Source organism: Natronolimnobius sp. AArcel1, from assembly GCF_011043775.1.
In the GTDB taxonomy this organism is placed as follows: Archaea; Halobacteriota; Halobacteria; order Halobacteriales; family Natrialbaceae; genus Natronolimnobius.
The window spans coordinates 553,507-573,721 of sequence record NZ_JAAKXY010000001.1 but is presented as its reverse complement, the minus strand read 5'-3'; the positions used below and the strand labels follow the sequence as shown (position 1 = coordinate 573,721).

Sequence of the window (20,215 nt, the reverse complement as noted above, 5' to 3'; positions counted from 1 at the left end):
GTGGCCTGGTGGTGTATAGAGACGATACAGCCGGAACAGCGGATGATTCCAGTTTGTCTGCCGTGGCGCGATCGCGGCAGACCGGCGCTACTTGGCAACCATGGCACGATCTGATCCGACACGGACGCAACAGCACAGTCACCGTTCACTCACTGGTACCTGGCAGTTTCGGGCAGCAGACGCAGATATCGCTGAAGCTACCGAATGGGTACGCGCCACTGTACCGGGCGATGTCTACACTGATCTCTTCGACGCCGGCATCATTTCGGATCCCTACGACGGTGACAACGAACTCACTCACCAGTGGGTCGGCAAAACGGACTGGGTGTACCAGCGGACGTTCGACGTCGGCGAGTCACTGCTTACCCACGATCGACTCGAGCTCGAGTGTCTCGGCATCGATACGGTCGCCGAAATCGCAGTCAATGGGACGACGGTCGGCGAGACGGACAACATGCATCGCCGATACACGTTCGATCTTTCCGAGGTGCTCGAGCCCGGCGAAAACCGAATTGCGGTCCGGTTTCGTTCACCAGTCGAGTACGCGGCCGCCCAGCGAGACGAGTATCCCTACGACGTGCCACTGCTTCGCTACCCGGTCGACCAGCCGGGACGAAACTTCATCCGGAAGGCACAGTATCACTTCGGCTGGGACTGGGGGCCGTGTCTCCCCGGCGTCGGCATCTGGCGCGATATCCGAATCGTCGGCTACTCGAGCCCCCAAATTTCCTATACGACGACCGAACAGACCCATCACGAGGACGGCGATGTCACACTCTCGATTCGCGTCGGTACGGACGCGCCAACAGGCGGGACCTACCAGCTCGAGGCCAATCTCGACGGCGAACGGGCGACGCGGGAGGTGACGCTTGCATCAGGCGAGGACGAGGCGACGATAGCACTCACCGTCTCCGACCCCGACCTGTGGTGGCCGAACGGCTACGGCGAGCAGCCACTGTCGACGCTCGAGGTGACGCTTCGGAATGGAGCGGCCGCCCACACCGTCACCGACCGAATCGGCTTTCGTGACCTCGAACTCGTGAGAGAGCCGACCGAGGACGGCGGCGAGACGTTCGCGTTCGCGGTCAACGGCAACCGAATCTACGCGAAGGGGGCTAACTGGATTCCGACCGAGACGCTGCGTGGCCGCGTCGACGACAAAGACTACGAAGAACTCCTCTCGAGTGCTGTCGCGGCGAATATGAACATGATCCGGGTCTGGGGCGGCAGCTACTACGAACTCGAGCGGTTCTACGATCTGTGTGACGAACTCGGAGTGCTCGTCTGGCAGGATTTCATGTTCTCATGTGCGCTGTACCCCGCAAGCGACGAGTTCCTCGACTCTGTCGAAGCGGAGGTTCGCTATCAGGTGCGTCGGCTCGCAAACCACCCCTCGCTCGCGCTCTGGTGTGGGAACAACGAAAACGAAATGTCGCTGGTCAACTGGTTCGACGACAATCCACACATCGAGGCGTTCTACACCGATTACGAGCGCCTCAATGACCAGACGATTGCGCCCGTCGTCGCCGCGGAAGACCCATCCAGAACGTTCTGGCCGGGATCGCCCTCGAGCGGCGGCCTCTTTGCAGACACCGGCGAACTCGAGCCACACGACCACTCTCGCGGCGACATTCACTACTGGGATGTCTGGCACGATGGCGAGCCCTTCGCAGACTATCTGACCGTAAAACCGCGGTTTGTCTCCGAGTTCGGCTATCAGTCCTTTGCCTCGAGTGACCTGCTTTCAACAGTTGTTCCGGACGATCAACTGAATCCGACCGCGCCGATCATGGAACACCACCAGCGCAATCCCGGTGGGAACAAGCGCATTCTCCAGCGAATGGCGGATCACTTCCGTGTGCCCTTCGAATTCGACGATCTCGTCTACCTCAGTCAGGTCCAGCAGGGACTGGCGATGCAGACGGCCATCGAGCACTGGCGGCGGCTGAAACCGTACTGCATGGGAACGCTGTACTGGCAACTCAACGACCTCTGGCCCTGCGCCTCGTGGTCGTCGATTGAGTACGGCGGCGAGTGGAAGGTGCTCCACTACATGGCGAAACGCTTCTACGAGCCCGTACTGGTCTCGTCGGTCCGGCCAGGTCTCGACGACGGCGAGAAAGAACTGAACCTGAACACCGACGGTGAGAACGGCGAGCGCGACTGTTCCGTTGAGATCTGGGTGACCAGCGACCGACTCGAGCCACTCGAGGGGACGCTCACGATTGAAGCCTATACGTTCGATGGCGAGTGCGTGTTCACTCGCGAGGAGTCGGTCTCGCTCGAGGCCCAAGAGAGTCGCGCCGTTGCAACAGTGCCCGATTCGGCGTTCGGCGATGCCGACCCGACCGCTGTGTTCGTCCGGTCGACACTCGAGACGGACGCGCCGGTCGAGTCGTCCCCCGATTTTGCCTTCTTCGAGCCGTTCAAACACCTCGACCTCTCGGAGCCGGACCTCGGTGTCGACGTTACCGACGGCACAGTGACTGTGGAGTCGGATTCCACAGCGCTGTTCGTCGAACTCGAGGCGCGGTCACTGCCCGGTCGCTTCGCGGACAACTATTTCCATCTCGTCCCCGGCGAGGAGGTTCGCGTCCCGCTCGAGGAAGTGGATGTGAGCGATGCAGACCTCGAGGAGGCGTTATCAGTGCGCAGCCTGTGGTCGACGTACTCCTAAAGCACAGCCGTCCCAAACTGGCTGGAATCGACAGCTATTCGGTTCGTACAGCCGTATACTGGCGGTATGACAATCAAACGAGTTGCGGTCACGGGCGGCAACGGAAAGATTGGCGAGGCGATTCTCCGCGAACTGGCGGACCACAGCTACGAGACGGTCAATATCTCCCGTGGGCGGCGTGGCGAAGACATTTCGGACGCGTTTTGCTCGGCGGATCTCCTCGATGCGGGCGACACCTACGGCGCAATCGCACGCAGCGACGTGGATGCAGTGATCCATATGGGCACGATTCCAGGCCCGACCGAGCATCCCGGATTCCGGACCTACGAGAGCAACGTCATGTCCGCATATCACGTCCTCGAGGCCGCCACCGAACTCGGACTCGAGTCGATTGTTCTCCCCTCGAGCATCAACGTGATGGGGGCGGCCTATCAGGACGCGCCGACGGACGTCCGATACCTGCCGGTTGACGAGGACCACCCGCTCACGCCGCGAGACCCCTACGCGATGAGCAAGCACGCGATGGAGGTCACCGCGGACGGCTTCGGACGCCAGCCCGACGCGCCGACGATTACCTCGCTTCGGTATCCGTGGGTTGCGACCGACGACGAACTTCGCGAGGAGTTCGTCGAGCCGGATCGTTCGCTCGAGGGCCTCGAAGACGCCTGGCATCATACGACTCGAGCTGTTGTGTTCTCCTACATCCATATCGACGATGCGGCGTCGATCGCTCGTCATGCGGTCGAAGCTGCGTTCGACGGCCACGAGGCGTTCTGGGCGGTCGCTGGAGATACGTCGGCCGAAGTCGACGCTGCAACGCTGGCTGCGGAGTACTTCCCTGACGCAGAGATTCAGTCCCCACTCGAGGGTCACGAGGCACTGATCAGTACCGAGAAGGCCCGCGAACTGCTCGGTTGGGAGCCGGAACGGAGTTGGCGCGACCTGTAGGCGGGGCCGGCGACGCAAACCGATACGTCGGCAGTCGAACCGGCGGTCCCGGCCGCCGTCACCACCTTTATCGTCTGGGCAGGTCGTTGTCACAGCATGGCACGAACCGCAGTCCAGCTGTACTCGCTCCGGGATATCGACGCACCATTGCCTGACATTCTCGACCTCGTCGGGGAGACCCCACTCGAGGGCGTCGAATTTGCCCTTCGCATTCGCGAGGACGAGACTGATGTCGACGCCGTTCTCGACGCACTCGAGCGCAATGACCTCGACGTTGCTGCCGCCCACGTCGGCCTCGAGGATCTCGAGGAGCGCTACGACGAGATGGTCGATCTGTACGGCCGACTCGGCTGTGAGACGCTCGTCGTTCCATGGCTCGATCCCGAACACTTCGAGTCCGAGGAAGCCGTCGCAGCCGCAGCCGACCGACTCGAAGCTGTCAAATCCGCTCTCGCGGACGACGGCTTCGACCTGCACTATCACAACCACGACCAGGAGTTCGTTTCCCTCGGCGAGGCTGCGGCGATGGACGAACTACTCGCTCGAGCCGAGATCGGCTTCGAGATCGACCTCGGCTGGGCGCAGGCAGGCGGCGTCGACCCAGCCGAGTACGTCGAGGAGTACGCCGACCGCATTTCGCTCGCTCACTTCGCCGACGCTGACGGCGAGACCATGGAGTGCGTCGAACTCGGTGCAGGCGACCTCGACCTCGAGGCCGTCACCGAGGCCGTTGCCCGCGCCGATGTCGAGTGGTACATCTACGAACACGACAACCCCGAAAACCCGCGCGAGTCACTCGAAAACGGTGCCGAGACGCTCGAGTCGCTTCGCTAATACTGCAAAATAGCGGGCCGACTCACTCCTCTGCGGGTTCGGGCGTGAGCGTCCCGTCGTCGATCATCGCTTCGAACGGATTGTCCTCGATCTCGAGTGGGAACTCGACGCGACCGCGTTTACGAACGGATTCGTAGCCACCGAAGAGGATTTCGGCAGTGGTGAGTCCGATTCGACCGCTGAGCGCCGGTTCCGTGTCGGTCTCGAGTGCGTCGACCAGATCGCTAATCGCGCGGTCGTGTAGCAGTGAGCCGTAGCGACCGTCGGGTTCGGCATTGGTCCGGTGGATTCCTTCGCCGTCAACGTCGACTGGCGTTCGGTCGCCAGCCTGCTCGAGTTCGAGCATCGGCCCGTCGTCGGCGTCGATGCGGATCGTGCCCTCACTCCCGCGGAGGACGAACGCGGCGCCGACGACCTCGGTTCGCGCACCGGTCGAGAGCACGGCGTGAACGCCGTTGTCGTAGGCCCACTGCGCCCACATCTGATTTTCCTGATGCGCGCCGAAGCGAACGTCTTCCTCGCGGTAGTCGAGTTGGGCGATGATCCACTCGGCAGGTTGGTCGCCGGCGAACATCGTGGCGAGGTCGACCGTGTGTGCGCCCGTATCGTAGAAGTCGCCCCAGCCGATTTCGATGCGCTCGAGGTCGCCGATTGCGCCGTCCTCAAGCAGTCGATTGGCTTCGATGAACGGCTTGGCGAAACGGCGTTGGCGATTGAACGTCAGTTGGGTGTTGGAGCGCCAGCAGGTTTGGACTAGCCGCTGGGCGCTCGCCCAGCTATCGGCCATCGGCTTTTCGCAGTGGATCGCCTGCACAGCGTCGTGTTTCGCACAGTCGGTGGCGATGGGTTCGTGAATCGCCGGCGGGACCGCGACGCTGACGATATCCGGTTCGACCTCTTCGAGCAGTCGGTTGTAGTCTTCGTAGACGTACTCGGCGTCGATCTCGAACGTCTCGGCGAACGCCGCGCCGTTTTCGGGGACGATATCGGCACAGGCGACGACCTCGCACTGGTCGTGGCTTCGGTAGCCTTCCGCGTGTCTGTAGCCCATCGCGAACCCCTCGAGTGTTGGATTAGCTGGGTCGGGGCCGGTACCGATGACTGCCACTGTGTACTGGCTCATATCCTCGCAGTTTCCGAACGCGGCGGTTAGCGTTTTCGATTCGACTGACGCCGAAATACGATACCGACGCAACACTTTAGGGAGGAGGGTGCAACTACACCGGTATGCATCTGCGGGGATCGAACCGACAGCGAGGTGTGTGGGTCAGATGAGTATGAGTGGCCGGGAGAAGTTCTGGGACTCCGTCTGTGATTACCGTCCGTACCTGCGCTTACTGTTGATTTTTACGACGACGTTGCTCACGCTCACGGTGGTGGCGATGGCTCTCGGAGACCAACAGACGGACGCGTATGTTATCTCGCTGACCACCATCGCGCTTCTCGGATTGACAATCGTTCCCGCCGCGTACTGTGTCTGGCGTTGCGGGCAGGTAACCAACGAGTTCGAACAACCGGAGTAATGGGCCGTCTGATTATTTCACAGGAGACATCCCCGTAACCGCCAACTATATGCCGATCTATCATCATCGTTGTGAACGATGTCGACACAGCAACGGCACGTGACAGCACTGCGAGCCGCGGTACAGTCCAATCCTGACGCGATCGACCTCGAGGTTGTAGAATCGTGTTTCGATGCCGATCTGGCAAGCGACCGGACAACGGCGTTACAGGCTGTTTCGGTACTCGCCACGTACGACCTCGAGCAGGCACTCGAATACACCGACCGTGTTCACGCGCTTCTCAAGGACGATGTCCTTGCTGTCCAGAGCGCCGCGGCGATGGCGGCGATGACGCTTGCCCGCCAGCGGCCATCGTCGATGGTCTCGGCTCTTCCAACGCTCGTCGAACTGCTCGAGTGTGACCCGCCCTTACTTCGGTTTCGGGCTGCCGGTGCGCTCGCGCCGCTGACCGACTCGCACGCATCGGCGTTCGTCCCTCACACTGACCGACTCCTCGAGTTACTCGTCGATGGCCCAACGGTCAATGATCCACAGGAACTCGTCGACGCCCCAGACCTCTCCCCGGCTGAAAAGACGGCTCGAGTGTCGATGTTGACGGGCCGTGGGAGCGAACTCTCCCGCAGCCGGATGCGGTCCGTTGGGACGCGAGAAGTGATCGCGAATATCCTTGTCGAAATTGCTCGCATCGAGCCGGCGACGTGTGCACAGCGTCTCCCGGCCATTGTGCCAGCACTTGCTGATGCGGAGCCGTCCGTTCGCGGTGGGGCTATCGAGATTGTTCGACACATCGCTGAGGCCGACCCCGACAACGCCGCGGACGCGATCGGCCCGCTGATTGCTCGACTCGAGGACGATGTCTCGTTTGTCCGCGCTCGAGCGGTCCGTGCGCTCGGATACGCGGAGGCAACGACGGCAATCGGTCGGCTCCAAGAGTTTGCCGAGAGCGAGGCGAGCGACGATGTTGCTACACTCGCGACGGAGACGGCAGACTGGCTCGAGAGCGAGAGTGAGTCGTGACCGGACTCGAGGTGACTGATCGCCCCAATCGGTGAATCCCGGAAAAGAGCGCTGCTGCGGGGTGTTTTGACACGCAAAGCCAGCTATCCGTGCCCAACTATTGTTTGTTTACAGTCAACAAACCCAATCATTTATGTGGGTTGGGTTTACATTGGAAATTGCATGGTAGACTATGGCAATATAGTGTCACGTCGAGACATGCTTGCTGTCACGGGGACAGCGGGCGCAGCCGCACTCGCAGGCTGTTTCGGCGGCGATGACAACGGAAATGGGAACGGGAATGGGACCGATGACGAAGACGCTGTCAATCCTGATCAGGAGGTCGTCGACCACGCCGACGCGTACTTCCGGACGGCCGACGGCGAACATCAGATTACGGACTTTCAGTATAATCCGCATCCATGGGCGGGCTACTCACATATTTCGTTTGCACTGTTCGCCGAATGGACGAAATACCTCGTCGGACAGGACGATTACTACCCACACGCCGTCGAGGACTGGGATATCGACGACGGCGTCATGACGCTGCACATCAGCGACGAGTTCACCTGGGCTGACGGCGAGGAAATCACCGCCGAGGACTTCGTGATGCAACTCGAGCTTCTTGAAGCGCTCGAGGACGACATCTACGACTTCACCGATGCCGACGACATCGAAGCCGTCGACGACTACACCGTCGAAATCGGCTTTGATGAGGGGACGAACCACGACGTCATGCGCCACGTCGTCCTCGACCGCGAGCTCGATCACCCGCCAGCCGATTGGGCCGAGGTCCACGAGCAGGTCGTCGACTCCGATGACCCTGCTGATGACGAAGATATTGACCTGTTCGGTCACGATGTCGATGAACCGACGCCGTCCGGACCCATAGACCTCGAGGAGGTCCAAGAGGGCCAGGCACTGTTCGGCGTTCGCGATGATCACCATCTCGCAGACAACTTCAACTGGGATGGCTACGAGATGGGCCACCAGTCTGGTGGCAACGAAGGGTTTCATCAGGCCTTTGCTGCACAGGAAATCGACGGCATTCACAGCCTGTTCGCCGGTCCTGGCGCACTTGAACAGTTCCCGGACACACTGGAGCAGATCCAGATTCCCGGCGGCTTCGGACTGGGAATGGTGTTCAACTTCGAAGACGAGCATTTCGGCGACCGGGAAGTGCGACAGGCGTTTGCCTACGCAGTCGATACCGATGCCGCGATTGCGTCGGCCGGTTCGGACACCAAAATGGAGTTCCCGGTGCAGGCTGGCCTGACTGTTCCTGCACTTGACGACTGGGTCGACACAGACGAGTACAAGAGCTACGCACAGGATCTGCAGATGGTGACAGAGCTGCTCGAGGAAGCTGGCTACGAGCGTGAAGATGAAGACGATACTTGGGAGCGAGACGGCGAGGCACTCTCGTTTGAGATTATCGCTCCGGCGGGATGGGGTGACTGGGTGACGCCGACGAGCACCATGGTCGACCAACTCAATAGCGCCGGTTTCGACGCAGAACTCCAGACTGAAGACCAGGGTGTCTGGAGCGATAACCTGGCCAATGGTGACTTCTCCGTCGCCGCCTACAACCACACCGAGGGTGGCAACGCCTCGATGAATCATCCGTACTTCTCGTTCCGGTGGAAGTTCGAGAATCCAGACCACGGCCGACCGAACTTCTTCAACTACCCCGAAGACGAGGAGATTACCGTCGACGACGGCGATGGTGGCGAACTTAGCGTCAATCCACGCGAGGAAATTTCGACGATTGCAAACTCGAACGACGATGACGAAATTCAAGACCGCGTCGAGAACCTCGCACGACTCTTCAACGAGGATCTGCCGATGTACCTTGTCGACGAGAAGTACGAACAGTCGTTCCTCTCTCGAGACGGCTGGGAGTTCCCACACACGGATGATTCGGAGCATTTCATGGCGTTCTGGCCGCTGTACTGGCTCGCAAAACAGGACGAACTCAAAGCGACAGCCGCTGCAGAGAACTGACGACAACGCGACACGATATCAGCATATAAACGCTCTATGAAGTGGTTTATCAAGCGGACGGGACAAGCACTCTTTACGCTCTGGGCAGTCGCGACGCTTTCGTTCGGCCTTATTCGACTCATGCCCGGCGGTGCGGCGGACATGATGGCGACCCAGATTCAGCAAAACTCACCCGGGACGAACATCCCGCGAGAACAGTTACGAGAACAGATTGCCGCACAGCTACAGGTTGATCCGGATGCACCGATCCACGAGGCGTACTATCAGTACATGTCGAGCCTCGCACAGGGTGACTTTGGTTACTCGATTCGCTACGACGAGCAGGTCAACACCTTGATCGCAGACGTCCTGCCGTGGACCTTGTTCCTGATGGCGCTTGCAACGCTTGGCATGTTCGCACTTGCACTCTCGTTGGGGGCGATCATGGCCTATAAGGAAGGGTCGTACTTCGACCTTGCCAACACGGGCGTTGGGATCTTTCTTAGCTCCGTGCCGTACTACGTTGCTGCAGTCGTCTTCATCGCACTGCTTGGCTATCGGACACCGCTGTTCCCAACTGGTGAGCGCTATCCATCAGGTGTCGATCCCGGACTCTCATTTGAGTTCATCTTCGGTGCGCTCCACCACGCCATGTTGCCTGCGCTGTCGTTCATCATCACCGGCTACGGACTGCTTGCCCTGACGATGCGCGGAAACAGCATCCAAACACTCGGTGAAGATTACGTCAGAGTCGCACAGTTACGTGGCCTGTCGGATCGGCGCATCGCACTTCGGTACGTCGGCCGCAACGCCGTGTTGCCGCTGTATACCAGCCTGCTGATCTCCATCGGATTCATGTTCGGTGGCTCGATCATCCTCGAGATCCTCTTTAATTACCGGGGGATCGGCTTCATCATGGAGCAAGGGATCATCTACCGCGATATGCCGCTGATGATGGGGACGTTCCTCGTCATCACGTTCGGGGTGGTGATCGCTATCTGGATCGGTGATGCGACGTATGGCAAACTAGATCCGCGGATCAAATCGGGTGATGAGGGTGAAGCGTACTGACGACACCGCCGACGGGAGTGACGCACGGACGGACGGGGGAATGTTCTCCCAATCCGAGATCACACAAGTAACGCACAAACAACGAGCCCAAGAGTGGGTCAACGAGTCGATCACCAAGCCGTTCCATATCGCGTGGTCGGACTGGCGAACGAAGATCGGTCTACTGATCATTTTCGGATTCCTCGGGATGGGACTCGTCGCCTGGATCTCGTCGTCGACGTGGTGGCTGCTGGATCGACTCACGCTGATCGAACAACCGGTTGCCGGCCAGGGAGAGCCCCGAACACAGCCGTTCGAGGATATGAGTCATCCGCTTGGCACCGACATGAGTGGTCGTGACATGATCTCTGGTGTCGTTCACGCGACGCCGACGATGATCCAGATGATCCTTGCCGGTGCCGTCTTTACGATCATCGTCGCAACGATCGTCGGCACTGTCGCCGGCTACAAAGGCGGTCGGACGGAGACCATCCTCATGACCGCAAGCGACATCGCAATGACGATTCCTGGCCTCCCGCTGGTGATCGTCCTCGTCGTTCTGATCGAGCCACAATCGCCAGCGCTGATCGGGATCATCATTACGATCAACGTCTGGGCGGGCATCGCCCGAACGATTCACTCACAGGTTCTGTCCCTGCGTGAGAACTCCTACGTCGAGGCTTCGCGGACGATGGGCATCGGGACGGGAACGATCATTCAGAAGGATGTGCTCCCGAATTTGATGCCATACATTCTGGTCAACTTCGTGTTCGCCTCGAGACGGGTAATCTACGACAGCGTTGCGCTGTACTTCCTCGGATTCCTCTCCTTTAGAGGAGTGGAAAACTGGGGTGTGATGATGAACCTCGCGTACGAAAACGCGAGTGCGCTGCTCAATCCGAACGCGACGTACATGTTGGTCGTCCCGATGTTGCCCATCGTAATCCTCTCGTTTGGCCTGATGCTGTTCGCACAGGGGACCGACCGGCTGTTCAACCCACGCGTCCGCACGCGACACGAAGGTGAGACTGACCCAGATGAGAGCGACGAACCAGATCCGATGACGACGGTGACACAATGAGCATGCAACACGACTCCACAACTGACCGCGAACTGTACCAGACGGCCGATCCAATCATCGAGATCAGAGACGCCGAAGTGGTATTCGATATGGAACGTGGCGTCTCGAGAGTGCTCGATAACGCCAATCTCGACCTCGAGCGAAACGAAATCCTTGGTGTCGTTGGCGAGAGCGGGAGCGGGAAATCGATGCTCGCGTCCGCGTTGCTCGACGCCGTCGTCGATCCGGGGATTCTCTCGGGCGAGATTACCTATCATCCCGAGGACCGCGACCCGATCAACGTCCTCGAACTCGACGATCAGGAACTGAAACAGCTCCGGTGGGAAGACATCTCGATGGTGTTTCAGGGTGCGATGAGTTCGTTCAATCCCACGATGTCCGTCGGCGCACACTTCGAGGAAACTCTCAGTGCACACCACTACGACATCGACGAGGGGATGGCCCGCGCCCACCAACTCCTGTCGGATCTGTATCTCGAGCCAGAACGCGTCCTCGAGTCGTATCCACACGAACTCTCGGGGGGGATGAAACAGCGCGCACTGATCGCGCTCTCGGTGATTCTCGAGCCGGACGTGCTCGTCATGGACGAGCCGACGGCGGCGCTTGACCTGTTGATGCAACGGTCAATTCTGTCCCTGCTCGAGGGGTTACAAGAGAAGTACGATCTGACGCTGCTGTTTATCACACACGACCTACCGCTGGTTGCAGAACTCGCCGATCGAATGGCGGTGATGTACGCCTTCGAGATGATCGAAATCGGTGCGACTGACGAGATTCTCGGCAACGCAGCACACCCCTACACGCGGGCACTACTGAACTCGACGCCGAATCTCGACGCGCCGCTCTCGGAGATGCAGGCCATCGAGGGCTCGGCACCGGACCCTGTCAACGTGCCCGCGGGCTGTTCGTACCATCCGCGCTGTCCGCTTTCGGACGAGGAATGTGAGTCGTCTGACCCGGACTATCAGGCGGTTTCCGACCAGCACAACGTTGCGTGCTATCACTGGCAACAGGCAGCCGCGGAAATTCCGTTCAACATCGACGGTGAGGTCGAGACAAACACGACGATGCACAACGACACGACTGAGTACGGCCGTGGGGACCCACCACGACCCGATACTGCTGATCCAGCAGGTGATGACCGATGACAGCAGAGACACTCGTCTCACTCGAGAACGTCGAAGTACACTTCGAAGAAGAAACGGGACTGTTCGATTTCGGCGACCCAGACGTTGTTCGCGCCGTCGACGATGTCACGCTCGATATCGAGGAAAACGACGTGGTCGCGCTGGTCGGCGAATCCGGCTGTGGCAAGACCACGCTCGGAAAGACTTCAATTGGCCTGCAGCGACCGACTGGGGGTCGCGTCCGCTATCGCGGCCAAGACATCTGGGATGCCAAAGACCGACGCGGCGATGTCGACATTCCCTACGACGAGATCCGACGCTCGTTGCAGATCATCCATCAGGACCCTGGCAGTTCGCTCAACCCGAATCGGCGCGTGATGAAGATCCTCGAGGCACCGCTCAAACGGTGGCAAACTGAAATGAGTGCCGGTGACCGTCGCCGCGAAGTCCTCGAGATGTTAGAGCGCGTGGGGATGACGCCGCCGGGCGATTACGCCGGTCGGTATCCACACCAGCTCTCAGGCGGCGAGCAACAGCGGGTTGCACTCATCCGGGCGCTGTTGATGGATCCCGATCTCATCCTCGCTGATGAAGCGATTTCGGCACTCGACGTCTCGTTGCGCGTCGAGATGATGGATCTCATGCTCGAGTTACAGGAGCAGTTCGATACATCGTTCGTCGCGGTGTCACACGACCTCTCGAACGCGCGGTACTTTGCATCTCATGGTGACGGCAGGATCGGGGTGATGTATCTCGGGCGACTCGTCGAAGTCGGGCCGCCCGAGCAGATCATCAACAACCCAAAACACCCCTACACGAAGGTGCTTCGCTGGGCGACGCCGGACTTGCGAGCGGGTGCCGACGGTGGCGAGCCGCCGGTTCGCAAAATCGACATTCCCGACCCGAAGAATCCACCAGCGGGCTGTCGATTCCACACCCGCTGTCCGAAAGCACGCGAGGCCTGTCGCGGCGAGACACAGCCGCCTGCGTACCAACTCAGTACGGATCACAAGGTTGCGTGCTTCCGCGAAGATGACGGCCACGAGTACTGGTCGAGCGACCCGCTTCCGGGGACTGACGACGACCCACGCTCTGGAGAGTCTGCACCTGCGTCCTCATCGTCGGACTGACGGCGCAGTGTCTCGATTCGGCCCCTGGTTATGCTGGTACGATCACTGGCATGTCGACAATCCCAATTTACTATTTTTCGAGTAAATACTAATGATTTATGTACTGGCTGGTGTAAGTGGACGGTATGACTGCGCAATTCGATGGCGAGTCGAGACCGGAGTCGGTCGCGACACTGCGATCCGAACTCACGCTCTCGGAGAAGGTCGGGCAACTGGTTGGCACGTTCGTCGGGTCGATGGGTGAACGGGATGTCTCTGTAGACGATGCACAACGGGAAGTCGTCGAAGACAACGTCGGCACCGTCGCAGCGTTCGGAATTGGCGTTTCCCGCTACCACGACCCAGAACGCGTCGCCGAAATTGCGAACGACCTCCAGCGCACGGCACTCGAGGAGACCAGCCACGGCATCCCGCTTCTGTTGCCCGTCGACGCTGTTCACGGGCACGCGTACGTCCACGATGCAGCAGTGTTTCCCCACGGCCTCGGTGTCGCTGCAACCCGCAGCCCCGACCACGCACAGACGGCTGGCGAGATTACGGCAACCGAGATGCGAGCAACGGGTGCGAACGTCAACTACGGGCCGACGTCCGACGTGGCTCGAGACCAGCGCTGGGGCCGAACGTTCGAAACGTACGGCGAGAGCCCGCTTCTGTGCGGGCAGTTTAGTGCGGCAGCAATCACCGGATTAGAGTCGACGACCGACAGCCCGCAGGTCGCTGCGACGGCAAAACACTTCCCGGCCTACGGCGACTCGGCCGGTGGCGAGGACGCCGCCGTCGTCGACCGCTCGAGTACAACCATGTACGGCCAACTGCTCGCGCCGTTCGAGGACGCCCTCGCAGCCGATCCCTCCATCGTGATGCCGTGTTACAATTCGATTGATGGTGAACCCGCCCACGGCTCGCGGCGCTATCTCACGGAACTGCTTCGCGAACGGCTCGGCTTCGACGGCGCTGTGGTCTCCGACTGGGGCGGTGTTGACCATCTCCATGACGACCACCGGGTGACGGCCTCCCAGCGCGACTCGGCGAAACTGGCCGTCGAGGCCGGTCTCGATCAGGTCTCGGTTGGCCATGGCGAGTACGCTGCCCACCTCGAGTCGCTCGTCGAAACGGGGGAACTCTCAGAGGAACGCATCGACGAGGCAGTTGATCGCATTCTCGCGCTGAAAGTCGACCTCGGGCTGTTCGACGACCCGTTCGTCGACCTCGAGCGAACGAGCGAGGTGGTCGGCCGGGATGAGCACCGTGAGGCAGCCTACGAGGCGGCCAAAGATTCTCAGACGCTCCTGAAGAACAAGGATGGCCTGCTCCCGCTGTCGCCGTCGGTCGAGTCGCTCCTCGTGACCGGGCCGAACGCTGACTCCTTGCGCCATCAGTACGGCGGCTGGAGCGTCCAGCATCCCGAGCCAGACTCCGGAACGACCGTTCTCGAGGGAGTCCGAGACCGCGTCAGCGAGGCGACGACAGTTCGGTACGAACAGGGTGCAACGATGACCGGTTCAGTCAATCTCGAGGCTGTCGAATCCGCGGCAGCCGACTCGGACGTTGCGGTGGTTGTCTGTGGCGAAAACTGGTACTTCCACGAGTTCGGACCGAAGCAACTGGTCGGCGAGACTGGCGAGTTCCCAACGCGTTCGCAACTCGAGTTGCCCGCCGCACAGCGGGACCTGCTCGAGACCGTTCACGCGACGGGGACGCCGACTGTGCTGGTGACAATTACGGGTCGTCCGCTCGCGATTTCGTGGGCCGACGAGCACGTGCCAGCCATTTTGCAGTCGTACTACCCGGGCAGCGAGGGTGGCCGTGCTGTCGCAGACGTCCTGTTCGGCGAGCACAACCCCGCAGGACGCCTCCCGATCAGTGTTCCACGGTCGGCCGAGCAGTTGCCCTCGCGGTTTAACTACTACGCTCACCCGACACCGATTGGCGCTGATGAGCACCCAGATACGTACGATCCGCTCTACGAATTCGGCCACGGCGAAAGCTACACCACCTTCGAGTGCTCGAGCCTCGAGGTCGAGGACGACGAAATTGGCCCTGCTGAGTCCGTTCAGGCGACGATCACCGTCGAGAACACCGGCGACCGCGCCGGCGCTCGCGCGCTTGATTTCTTCTTGCGCGATGAGGTGAGTTCCATCGTCCGTCCGGTCCGCGAACACGTTGCCTTTACGCGCGTCTCGCTCGAGGCCGGCGAGTCGACGACCGCGTCAGTGACGATTCCGAACGCTGCACTCGCTGTGACTGACGCTCGAGGCCGCCGAACTGTTGAGCCAGGAGCGTTCGAACTGACCTGTGACGAGTGTTCGACGACGTTCGAGGTTCGGTAAGGGCCAGGCGCTGATTTCAGGATTTGTCGTGCCGTATTCGGGTTTGCAGTCTGGTTTGCTCGTTTATTCTTGATGACTAGCAGCCATTGCAATGTGGCTGTGCTCTACCGAGTATATATTCGTAAAGTATAGTATTATATATTCTGGTAGTTATTTTGGACTTGAATCTGTCCTCGAGAGCCGGTAACCCGCAGAAAGTCAATTTAGACGGCCAAGTGGACGGCAGATCTATCTCAAAACAGGTGCCTCCGAAATCCCTTCCAGGATTCAAGTTCCGGCACTTCAGTATCTTTAGAGGCAATTTCTTCTCTCATCCCTATGAGTGCGTTTCATAAACTGATTCTGAGTATTTCACTGTAGTATATTCACTCTGGTATGTTAGCTCCCTTCTCGAGTACTCACACTCACTGATAACTACTGAACGTGTGAAGCCGGGCGACTATAGCGAGGGAGTCGGCTAGTCGAGCGTACGACGAATGGGACGAGAGTACGTACGCGACCTGCGGTGGGGGTGGCGGTGTCCACGCTGTGAAACCGATGTGCCGGTCTCGAGAGATCCATCGACAGAGACGTTCCGGTGGGAGTGTCCAACCGAGTCGTGCCTGTCGGTCGGATTTGGCTTTTCATCGCGCCGAAATGCCCGGATTGCACTCCGTGAGTATCGCGAGCGCTATCAGGAAATTTATCGCTGAGCAGATCTGCCCACCGCGTTTGTCTATCGGCGAGGTTTGATTCGGTGTGTCTTCTCGAGAGCCATTTATTTCCCGTAACTCGGTGCTGTGGTCGCTGACGCGTCAGTCGCTGCTGTCGGCGCAGTCAGCGCAGACTGAGGTGGATCAGTGGTGGTTGTCTCGTTGGACCCTGTGTTGGTCTCTTCGATCACGTAGCGCTGTCCAAGCATTGGATCGAGGAGGCTATCGACTTCGCCACGGTCGTCTTGCAAGACCGGCGCGTCGTCGGTATCAGGCGATGACATTCGGTTCTCAATTGCGTCTGAGAGGTCGACGCCGAGGTCACGCTCGTCGTTTCGCTCGGCGAGATCCGCAGCCGACAGCTCTCGTGGCTCGTTCGAGGCGACAATCTGAATATTCTGGATCGCACTCGAGTCAGAGGTTCGGTAACTCTCGAGTTCGGGGAACACCTCCGCCATCGTGTGGTACTGTGCCTGATAGAACTCGGCGGCGGGCCCGCTTGGCGCGGCGATGACATTTGCGTGGAGCATGCCGTCGTCGCTCAATCGGTCCGAGACGAGGTCCATGAACTCCGTCGTCGTGAGGTGGAACGGCACCTGATCCTGTTTGTACGCGTCGATCACGATCACGTCGTAGGTGTCGTCAGTTTGCTCGAGGAACTGGCGACCATCTTCGGTGTGGATGTTCATCTCGTCGCGCTCGAGGCCGAAGTACTCGTCTGCGGCGTCGGTGACCTCGGGATCGAGTTCGACGACGTCGATCTCGGCGTCATACTGGTCTGCAAAGTCCTGTGGACCGGTGTAGCCACCGCCGCCGATGAATAACACGCGGTCGACGTCATTCACATCGTCGGCCATGAGCATGGGCAGGTGGAAGTACTTCGTGTAGGTGAAGACGTGGCGATCAGGCTCCTCGAGATCCATTGCGCTGTGGCGAGCGCCGTCTAAGTACATCGTCCGTTCGCTCCCGCTGTCGATAATCTCGAGTTGCTGGTGGGCGGTTCCGGTTTCGTAGACGATGTCGCCGCGATGGTCGAACTCGACGGGTGTGCCGCCGGCCGCGCCGACGAGCAATAGAACGACGAGCACGCTCGCGACGGTCGGCTTTCGTGGGGGTGTCGGGCCAGTAAGTGCGAGTGCCGTTCCGACGAGGATGAGGCCGAACAGCAGTCCGATCTGGCTGACGGTGAGGACGGGAATCAGGAGGAACGTCGTCGCCCCCGAGCCGATGATGCTGCCGATCGTTCCAAGTGCGTAGACGTGCCCAGAGGCCTCACCAGTGCCTTCTTTCGCCGAGAGCTCAGCCGCATAGGGACTGATAAAGCCAAGGAGGTACGTCGGCGGACCGAACAGGACGATGACCGCCGGGAGCGAGGCATATCGCGGCGGCAGCGCAAGCACTGACGTATGTGTCAGCAACAGGTCACTCGCGTAGATGACGACGCCGATGTAGACTGCCGTCCCGAGCATGAGCCAGGACATTTCCCGGTTCGTGGCGAACGCCGCCCGTTTGCCACCCTGCCAGTAGCCAAGACTCAACGCCGCGAGACAGACCGTCAAAATGCCGCCAACGGTGTATATGTGGCTGCCGAACTGCGGCGCGACGATTCGGACCGCGAGAATCTCGAGGCCCATACTGGTGATCCCCGAGACGAATACCGCAAGCTCCGGCTTCGTTGGCCGGTACGCAACGGCACTCCGTATATCCATCACCTGTGTGAAACCGGTCCGGCGCTGAGTACTTGTCGCCTCGAGAGCACGCAACTCATGGAGACGTCACAACGTACGTCAGCGCGAAGACACCCACTGCAACGAGAGCGACGTTTACAGCCGAAAATTCGACGATATCGATAATATCAGCAACCCAGACCAACAACCAGGCGAACAGCACCGAAAGGAGTGCGTTAATGGCAAACAGGACACGAGGGTCACCACTCGAGGACTCGAGTCCGTCGCGAAACCCGTCTCGGTTGTCGTCAGAACTCGGCATGTCCAGACACGAGACCGTCTGTCACTTAGCCGTTTCTGTCGGCTGGTTCAGTCGTCGGGGTTTATATAAGCCGCGACGCATGGTGGCATATGCGTGAAGTGACGGTTTCACGAGCGATCACCGCCCCAAAATCTGCAATCGCGGACTGGCTCGAGCCAGCGACCATTGTCGACGCCGAGGGAAGTTTTAGCGTCTCCCACGTCGAGGACACGGCTGACGCCACAGTTGTTGTCGCGAGCGGGCCAGGCATGGAACTGCCACTCCGATTCGAAGAACACGACGATTCGATTTATTATACACAAGAGGGCGATCACGGCCCGTTTTCGCACATGGAGACTTGGATCGAACTCACCGAAGAAAGCGCAGGAACCATCGTGACGCTCAGGTCTTCCGTCTCGCTTGCTGCGCCCCTTCCGTTCGGGGATCGAATTGCTGCCTGGAAACGCAGCGGTGAACTACGACGCGCCGCCGACGCACTCGAGTCGGCATTCGAGTGAGCGGCCTCAGAACCTCATTACGGCTCGCGAACGACGACTGCCTCGCCGGCCTCGGTCGGGAACGGATTCTCGAGTGCGTCGGCGTGTTCCCACTCACCGTCGTCGACCAGACAGTCCGTGAGACGATTCCGAAGCCGTTCTTCGTCGAATTCGGTACCGATGAACACCAGTTCTGTTTGTCGGTCGCCATGGTCGTCGTGCCACTCGAGGCCGGGTCGATTCGCTCGGTACAGCTCCTGATCAACCGCCGGGAGTGAGGCAATCCACGGCCCTCGAACGGTTGCACGGACTGACTGGCCTGCCTGTGAGAGCCCGACTTTCACATCTCGACCGGCGACCCAGGCTGTTCCCTTCGATCGGACGACCTCTGTCGGCAGTTCCCGATAGAACGAGACGAGTCGCTCCGGGTGAAATGGACGGCGGTTCCGGAAGACGAACGAGTCGATACCGTAGCGTTCGTCTGGATGACGATGGGCGTGACCGTCATCGTGATGCCCGTCGCCTCCGTGGTGGTGGTCTGACTGGTCGTCATCGCTCTCATCCAGCGCACGTTTCCAGCCGGCCAGCTCAGCCAGTTGACCGGAATCAAACAGATCTGTATCGAGCACGCTGTCGGGGTCGACGGCACTGAACTCTGTTTCAATCGTTTCGGCACTCGGTTGTAACGCTTGCACGAGCGCTGTTGCTTCCGTGAGTTCATCGGGATCACACAGATCAGTCTTGTTCAATAAAACAACGTGTGCAGTCTCGAGTTGCTCGATCAGGAGATCCGAAAGCGGGCGCGTCTCCCCATCGGTGCTCGAGTCGTCGGTTTCACCGGTTCGCTCGGGGACCTCGTCACCAGCAAACGCATCGAGAAACAGACGTGTATCGAGGACGGTCACCAGCGCGTCGATTTCATAGCGTGCAGCCACGCGCGAGGCTGTCGTGAACAGTTTTGCAACTGGTTCTGGCTCTGAAATACCAGAGGACTCGACGATCAGGTGGTCGAACTCGCGCTCGCGGGCTAACCGGACGACAGCGGTCTCGAGATCATCTGTAAGTTCACAGCAAATACAGCCGTTTGACAGTTCTGCGACGCCATTTTCGACATCTAGGTCGGATCCTTCGGCGACCAGTTCGGCGTCGACGTTCACCTTGCCCATGTCATTTACAAGCACGGCAAGATCGCGCTCGTCTGCGGTTCGAAGAAGGTGGTTGAGCAGTGTCGTTTTTCCCGCGCCGAGACTCCCTGAGAGGACGGTAACGGGGATCGTCGCGTGCATGCCGGTGGGTCGTGGCTCGACAGAAAAGAACCATCCCTTCCCGGCGAAACGAGACGCTATCTCCTGCGATCTTGCTTGTCCGTCAGTCGTCCC

Annotated in this window: 17 protein-coding genes; 13 read left to right on the top strand and 4 right to left on the bottom strand. The window is 59.9% G+C overall.

Features of this window, described 5'->3' with window-relative positions; genetic code table 11:
- Positions 1-100 precede the first annotated feature (100 nt).
- From G6M89_RS02760 to G6M89_RS02750, 3 genes are all read left to right on the top strand, one after another.
- Positions 101-2,677, top strand: coding sequence for a glycoside hydrolase family 2 protein (locus G6M89_RS02760; RefSeq protein ID WP_165160263.1), 2,577 nt, complete (start codon positions 101-103; stop codon positions 2,675-2,677).
- A gap of 66 nt (positions 2,678-2,743) precedes the next feature.
- Positions 2,744-3,625, top strand: coding sequence for an NAD(P)-dependent oxidoreductase (locus G6M89_RS02755; protein WP_165160262.1), 882 nt, complete (start codon positions 2,744-2,746; stop codon positions 3,623-3,625).
- Positions 3,626-3,721: 96 nt separating this feature from the next.
- Positions 3,722-4,459, top strand: coding sequence for a sugar phosphate isomerase/epimerase (locus G6M89_RS02750; RefSeq protein WP_165160261.1), 738 nt, complete (start codon positions 3,722-3,724; stop codon positions 4,457-4,459).
- A 22-nt stretch (positions 4,460-4,481) separates the two neighbouring features.
- On the opposite strand, the gene G6M89_RS02745 is transcribed toward G6M89_RS02750, so the two are convergent.
- Entirely contained in the window at positions 4,482-5,582 is a 1,101-nt protein-coding gene (locus G6M89_RS02745; RefSeq protein WP_165160260.1) for a Gfo/Idh/MocA family protein, read from the bottom strand.
- Positions 5,583-5,736: 154 nt separating this feature from the next.
- Between G6M89_RS02745 and G6M89_RS02740 the strand changes: the two genes are divergently transcribed.
- The 9 genes from G6M89_RS02740 to G6M89_RS02700 all read left to right on the top strand — a co-directional run bounded on the left by G6M89_RS02740 (position 5,737) and on the right by G6M89_RS02700 (position 16,371).
- Positions 5,737-5,982 carry a hypothetical protein gene (locus tag G6M89_RS02740; RefSeq protein ID WP_165160259.1) on the top strand — a complete coding sequence of 82 codons (246 nt, stop codon included), beginning with the start codon at positions 5,737-5,739 and terminating at the stop codon, positions 5,980-5,982.
- 78 nt (positions 5,983-6,060) lie between these two features.
- Positions 6,061-6,999, top strand: a complete 939-nt coding sequence (locus G6M89_RS02735) for a HEAT repeat domain-containing protein (protein ID WP_165160258.1) — start codon at positions 6,061-6,063, stop codon at positions 6,997-6,999.
- A gap of 198 nt (positions 7,000-7,197) precedes the next feature.
- Positions 7,198-8,982, top strand: coding sequence for an ABC transporter substrate-binding protein (locus tag G6M89_RS02730; protein ID WP_165160257.1), 1,785 nt, complete (start codon positions 7,198-7,200; stop codon positions 8,980-8,982).
- Positions 8,983-9,018: 36 nt separating this feature from the next.
- Positions 9,019-10,032: an ABC transporter permease gene (locus G6M89_RS02725; RefSeq protein ID WP_165160256.1), complete on the top strand. Its 1,014-nt coding sequence runs from the start codon at positions 9,019-9,021 to the stop codon at positions 10,030-10,032.
- Positions 10,019-11,092 carry an ABC transporter permease gene (locus G6M89_RS02720; RefSeq protein WP_343162616.1) on the top strand — a complete coding sequence of 358 codons (1,074 nt, stop codon included), beginning with the start codon at positions 10,019-10,021 and terminating at the stop codon, positions 11,090-11,092. The genes G6M89_RS02725 and G6M89_RS02720 overlap by 14 nt, the downstream gene beginning before the upstream one ends.
- A gap of 2 nt (positions 11,093-11,094) precedes the next feature.
- Positions 11,095-12,240: an ABC transporter ATP-binding protein gene (locus G6M89_RS22730; RefSeq protein WP_165160254.1), complete on the top strand. Its 1,146-nt coding sequence runs from the start codon at positions 11,095-11,097 to the stop codon at positions 12,238-12,240.
- Positions 12,237-13,349, top strand: a complete 1,113-nt coding sequence (locus G6M89_RS22725; RefSeq protein ID WP_165160253.1) for an ABC transporter ATP-binding protein — start codon at positions 12,237-12,239, stop codon at positions 13,347-13,349. The genes G6M89_RS22730 and G6M89_RS22725 overlap by 4 nt, the downstream gene beginning before the upstream one ends.
- A gap of 125 nt (positions 13,350-13,474) precedes the next feature.
- The gene (locus G6M89_RS02705) at positions 13,475-15,679 is read left to right on the top strand and encodes a glycoside hydrolase family 3 N-terminal domain-containing protein (RefSeq protein ID WP_165160252.1); all 2,205 of its coding nucleotides are present in this window, start codon (positions 13,475-13,477) and stop codon (positions 15,677-15,679) included.
- 476 nt (positions 15,680-16,155) lie between these two features.
- Positions 16,156-16,371: a hypothetical protein gene (locus tag G6M89_RS02700; protein WP_165160251.1), complete on the top strand. Its 216-nt coding sequence runs from the start codon at positions 16,156-16,158 to the stop codon at positions 16,369-16,371.
- Positions 16,372-16,436: 65 nt separating this feature from the next.
- Here the strand turns inward: G6M89_RS02700 and G6M89_RS02695 are convergent, their stop codons facing one another.
- Positions 16,437-18,080, bottom strand: a complete 1,644-nt coding sequence (locus tag G6M89_RS02695) for a spermidine synthase (protein WP_165160250.1) — start codon at positions 18,078-18,080, stop codon at positions 16,437-16,439.
- Positions 18,081-18,135: 55 nt separating this feature from the next.
- Complete coding sequence (locus G6M89_RS02690) at positions 18,136-18,360, bottom strand: hypothetical protein (protein WP_165160249.1); 225 nt, start codon at positions 18,358-18,360, stop codon at positions 18,136-18,138.
- A gap of 89 nt (positions 18,361-18,449) precedes the next feature.
- Here G6M89_RS02690 and G6M89_RS02685 point away from each other — a divergent pair, with 89 nt between their 5' ends.
- Positions 18,450-18,857: an SRPBCC family protein gene (locus G6M89_RS02685; protein ID WP_165160248.1), complete on the top strand. Its 408-nt coding sequence runs from the start codon at positions 18,450-18,452 to the stop codon at positions 18,855-18,857.
- Positions 18,858-18,874: 17 nt separating this feature from the next.
- On the opposite strand, the gene G6M89_RS02680 is transcribed toward G6M89_RS02685, so the two are convergent.
- Positions 18,875-20,122 (bottom strand): GTP-binding protein, encoded by a 1,248-nt coding sequence (locus G6M89_RS02680; protein ID WP_165160247.1) that lies wholly within the window; start codon positions 20,120-20,122, stop codon positions 18,875-18,877.
- Positions 20,123-20,215: the final 93 nt, after the last annotated feature.

What these genes read in the sequence shown, in the direction of transcription:
- G6M89_RS02760 (WP_165160263.1), top strand. Translation starts at nt 101, where the DNA reads ATGGCACGATCTGATCCGACACGGACGCAACAGCACAGTCACCGTTCA.
- G6M89_RS02755 (WP_165160262.1), top strand. Translation starts at nt 2,744, where the DNA reads ATGACAATCAAACGAGTTGCGGTCACGGGCGGCAACGGAAAGATTGGC.
- G6M89_RS02750 (WP_165160261.1), top strand. Translation starts at nt 3,722, where the DNA reads ATGGCACGAACCGCAGTCCAGCTGTACTCGCTCCGGGATATCGACGCA.
- G6M89_RS02745 (WP_165160260.1), bottom strand. Translation starts at nt 5,582, where the DNA reads ATGAGCCAGTACACAGTGGCAGTCATCGGTACCGGCCCCGACCCAGCT.
- G6M89_RS02740 (WP_165160259.1), top strand. Translation starts at nt 5,737, where the DNA reads ATGAGTGGCCGGGAGAAGTTCTGGGACTCCGTCTGTGATTACCGTCCG.
- G6M89_RS02735 (WP_165160258.1), top strand. Translation starts at nt 6,061, where the DNA reads ATGTCGACACAGCAACGGCACGTGACAGCACTGCGAGCCGCGGTACAG.
- G6M89_RS02730 (WP_165160257.1), top strand. Translation starts at nt 7,198, where the DNA reads ATGCTTGCTGTCACGGGGACAGCGGGCGCAGCCGCACTCGCAGGCTGT.
- G6M89_RS02725 (WP_165160256.1), top strand. Translation starts at nt 9,019, where the DNA reads ATGAAGTGGTTTATCAAGCGGACGGGACAAGCACTCTTTACGCTCTGG.
- G6M89_RS22730 (WP_165160254.1), top strand. Translation starts at nt 11,095, where the DNA reads ATGCAACACGACTCCACAACTGACCGCGAACTGTACCAGACGGCCGAT.
- G6M89_RS22725 (WP_165160253.1), top strand. Translation starts at nt 12,237, where the DNA reads ATGACAGCAGAGACACTCGTCTCACTCGAGAACGTCGAAGTACACTTC.
- G6M89_RS02705 (WP_165160252.1), top strand. Translation starts at nt 13,475, where the DNA reads ATGACTGCGCAATTCGATGGCGAGTCGAGACCGGAGTCGGTCGCGACA.
- G6M89_RS02700 (WP_165160251.1), top strand. Translation starts at nt 16,156, where the DNA reads ATGGGACGAGAGTACGTACGCGACCTGCGGTGGGGGTGGCGGTGTCCA.
- G6M89_RS02695 (WP_165160250.1), bottom strand. Translation starts at nt 18,080, where the DNA reads ATGGATATACGGAGTGCCGTTGCGTACCGGCCAACGAAGCCGGAGCTT.
- G6M89_RS02690 (WP_165160249.1), bottom strand. Translation starts at nt 18,360, where the DNA reads ATGCCGAGTTCTGACGACAACCGAGACGGGTTTCGCGACGGACTCGAG.
- G6M89_RS02685 (WP_165160248.1), top strand. Translation starts at nt 18,450, where the DNA reads ATGCGTGAAGTGACGGTTTCACGAGCGATCACCGCCCCAAAATCTGCA.
- G6M89_RS02680 (WP_165160247.1), bottom strand. Translation starts at nt 20,122, where the DNA reads ATGCACGCGACGATCCCCGTTACCGTCCTCTCAGGGAGTCTCGGCGCG.